This is a genomic window from Kluyvera sp. Awk 3, from assembly GCF_028069715.1.
Classification (GTDB): domain Bacteria; phylum Pseudomonadota; class Gammaproteobacteria; order Enterobacterales; family Enterobacteriaceae; genus Kluyvera; species Kluyvera georgiana_A.
This window is the reverse complement of the sequence record NZ_JANEWH010000233.1, coordinates 1-3,641: the sequence shown is the minus strand read 5'-3', so window position 1 is coordinate 3,641 and position 3,641 is coordinate 1. Positions and strand designations below refer to the sequence as shown.

The following is a 3,641-nucleotide window of genomic DNA, read 5'->3' as shown; positions in this document are numbered from 1 at the left end:
ATATATATCACACCAAACCATTCACGATAATTATCATCATTTCAGCAGAATTATATCCTTTAGATTTTACTCATGTTGTAACAAATGTTATTTACCATATCAGATTCGTCTCTATTAGCATGACTGTGCTTTCTTAGTCAGAAAGTGCGCGTATAAAAAATACTAAAGGAATATATTCAATGAACAGAAAAGTACTGGCCCTCGTTATTCCTGCCCTGTTAGCCGCAGGCGCAGCTCATGCCGCAGAAGTTTATAATAAAGACGGCAACAAATTAGACATCTATGGCAAGGTAGATGGTCTGCATTATTTCTCCAGCGATTCTAAGAAAGATGGCGATCAGACTTACGTCCGCTTCGGTTTCAAAGGTGAAACTCAGATTAACGATATGCTGACTGGTTACGGCCAGTGGGAATATAACGTTCAGGCAAACTCAACTGAAGGTGATGGCGCAAACAACTGGACCCGTCTGGCGTTTGCTGGTCTGAAATTCGGCGATTACGGTTCATTCGATTACGGTCGTAACTACGGCGTGCTGTACGACGTTGAAGGCTGGACCGATATGCTGCCAGAGTTCGGTGGCGACTCCTACACCAACTCTGACAACTTTATGACTGGTCGTGCTAACGGTGTTGCAACTTACCGTAACACTGATTTCTTCGGTCTGGTTGATGGCCTGAACTTTGCTCTGCAGTATCAGGGTAAAAACGAAAGCCAAAGCCCTGATGATATCAATCCGTCCGTTGGTACTAATAACCGTGCCTCCGGTAGCGACTCTCGCTTTGACAATGGTGACGGCTTCGGTATTTCCACTACGTACGATATGGGAATGGGCTTCAGCGCTGGTGCTGCTTATAGCACATCAGACCGTACCACCGATCAGGAAAACGGCTATATTGGAAAAAATCACACTGGCAACCAGTATGCTGGTGGCGATACCGCTGATGCATGGACCGCTGGTCTGAAATATGATGCGAACAACATCTATCTCGCAACCATGTATTCCGAAACCCGTAACATGACTCCATACGGTGATTCTGGTATTGCAAACAAAACTCAGAACTACGAAGTAACCGCACAATATCAATTCGACTTCGGCCTGCGTCCGGCAATTTCTTACCTGCAATCTAAAGGTAAGGATCTGTACAACATTAGCGGTACTAACGCTGGCGACAAAGATCTGGTTAAATATATGGATATTGGCGCGACTTACTACTTCAACAAAAACATGTCCACCTACGTTGATTATAAAATCAACCTGCTGGACGGCAACGATTCCTTCTATCAGGAAAACGGTATTTCTACCGACAACATCGTTGCGCTGGGTATGGTTTACCAGTTCTAATACGATTAAAAAACCCGCCGTCATGGCGGGTTTTCTTTATTTACTGCACCACGCTTTCGCCGTGGATTTCCCCTTTAAATCCGGTTTTAGCAATCGCCGCTAATAACCGCTGATTATCAAAATTCTCCGGCACCACCACTTCCGCCTGACGCGTTTTCAGCGAAGCTTTCGCCTTAATGACGCCATCGGTGCTGCGCAGCGCCTGGTTAATGGAAATCACGCACAGCGGGCAGTTCATTTCGCCGACATCAATGGTGACCAATTTATCGGCCGCCCAGCCCAGTGGCGTAAACATCAGTAACGCCAGACACACGGCTTTTTTCATTCCATCCACTCCCAGATCCAGGGTAATACATAAGGATAGGTAATCAAGGCCAGCACTAACGGCACCGCCAGCCAATACAACCACACCAGCACCCGACGGCTTACGACGTTAACGCATACCGGTTTCGACGACAGATGCAGACGCCAGAATCCGCGCGCCATCAGACCAACGGCGACAATAATCATCGGGATTTGCAGCCAGGACGCCCCCGGAATACCCACCAGCCCGGCAGCGGAAACCCCAAACACCAGATACAGCAGAGGCCCAATGCAGCACAGCGTTGACGCGCCCGCGGCTACGATCGCCGCGAGCAACGTTAACACGCCGCCCTTAATGCTGTTCGACGCTGACATAGTCGTAGCTAAACGCAGCTGGGTCGTAGAAATTCAGCGGATCGCCGTCGACTTCCGCATACGGATAGCCCAGGTTATTCACGTCACCCTGCTCCGCGGCTGGCGACAGTGCGAAATCACGCGCATGGTTGAATCCCACCCAGTTCATTTCCCAGTTACCAAACAGATAATCGTTCACCGCGGTGACCGACGGGTCGCCATTCTCTTTTTTCTCTGTCAGACGCATTTTGGTCACGTCTGCCGGGTCTGCTGGCATCCAGCCGAAACCGGCTAACCAGAACATCGCGCGACAGTGTTGACCGCCGCTGATTTTGGCCACGCCTTTATCGTCGGCGCTGCCAAATGCTTTCGTGGAGTATTGATTAAGCTTGCGGCTCGCGCCTAAACGGATGCCAAACATTTCACGTGCCGGAATGCCGACCGCACGGCACAGTGCGACAAACACCGAGTTAATGTCGGTACATTTGCCACCGAGCTTGCCGGTTTTCAGGATCTCCCCGACATCGCCGGTTCCGCAACCTATGACCGCGTCATCACGATGCATATGGGTGCTGACCCAGTCATGAATCAGACGCGCCTGTTTCAGCGGCGCTTTTTCGTTGCCGATAATTTTCAGCGCGGTCTCTTTCACCAGCCCATCCACCGGAATATGCGCCGTCGCCTGCAGGAAAGGTTTAATCTCATCGGGGATCACCGCCCCTTCCCCCGGCAACTGCCAGTCAGTGAGACGATTGTCTTTCAACACTTCCCAGTCGCGGGTTTCAATTTCCATCTCCACGTTAATATTCAGCGGTCCGTTTGAGGCCGGCCACGTCACGTACAGCACTTTCGCGCCATAGCGATTATTGGCATTCAGCGTGGCACTTTGATAGTTGCCGCTGAAGGAGAGATTGATCAGTTGCTGGAAGGCGGTCTCTTCCGGGATGGGGATCCACAAATTCACCTTCCCGGAAGAGCCTTCCGGTGCCTTCAGGCTATAGGTTTGGGTCATAATGAAGCGGCGGTATTTGCCGGAAGATGAGACAGCAGGCTGAGCCTGCGTTTCTGTTTTGGCAAAAACCGGGCTCACCAGACCCAGCGTTGAGAGGGCTGCAGCACCTTTCAGGAAGTTACGCCTTTGCATTGTGTATCCTTCATCACCAGAAAAAGCTGGCGCTTAACCCCGCACCTGCGGAGGTTGGCCGCTATTATGCGGCCATGTATTCATCACCACAATGAATAAGAGGCCATAAAATCCCTTATGGTTAAAATGTCTCAGGCCAGGACAGCATGATGTTATAAAAATGATAAAAACGCAGGCCTACAGATTATTCTGATTCACGCGTTTTCATAAGATAAATACCCATACAATTTCAGAGGTAAAGTATCTCGTTGCAGGTTCATACTTGTCGCTATTCTTCACGATTTACCCCCTGATTTGCTAACCATACCGTGCGCGAATAAGCCTGTGACGATGAAATAATATGTTAACTTAATGGCTTGTTATCAATAGCATTAGCTGTAAACTGTTTCGCGAAGTCGCCTGTAAATGGGTATTTATATTGCATTAATGCGGCCATCGATAAATCCCGGCCGGTGGGCAATTTATTATAAAAAATAAAAATTCATGTGGTTTTATGT

The 3,641-nt window shown here is 49.1% G+C and carries 4 protein-coding genes; 1 reads left to right on the top strand and 3 read right to left on the bottom strand.

All coding sequences use genetic code 11. The features are described from left to right. Nucleotides 1-179 precede the first annotated feature (179 nt). The gene (gene ompC / locus NNN71_RS24085) at nt 180-1,343 is read left to right on the top strand and encodes a porin OmpC (RefSeq protein ID WP_271459533.1); all 1,164 of its coding nucleotides are present in this window, start codon (nt 180-182) and stop codon (nt 1,341-1,343) included. Nucleotides 1,344-1,383: 40 nt separating this feature from the next. On the opposite strand, the gene NNN71_RS24080 is transcribed toward ompC, so the two are convergent. From NNN71_RS24080 to NNN71_RS24070, 3 genes are read right to left on the bottom strand one after another with little or no spacing between them, the layout of a single operon-like run. Next, nucleotides 1,384-1,668, bottom strand: coding sequence for a heavy-metal-associated domain-containing protein (locus NNN71_RS24080; RefSeq protein WP_064545815.1), 285 nt, complete (start codon nt 1,666-1,668; stop codon nt 1,384-1,386). Then, nucleotides 1,665-2,021, bottom strand: coding sequence for a hypothetical protein (locus tag NNN71_RS24075; RefSeq protein ID WP_157093548.1), 357 nt, complete (start codon nt 2,019-2,021; stop codon nt 1,665-1,667). The genes NNN71_RS24080 and NNN71_RS24075 overlap by 4 nt, the downstream gene beginning before the upstream one ends. After that, nucleotides 1,999-3,144, bottom strand: coding sequence for a transglutaminase-like domain-containing protein (locus NNN71_RS24070; protein WP_271459532.1), 1,146 nt, complete (start codon nt 3,142-3,144; stop codon nt 1,999-2,001). Before NNN71_RS24070 ends, NNN71_RS24075 begins: the two co-directional genes overlap by 23 nt. Nucleotides 3,145-3,641 lie beyond the last annotated feature (497 nt).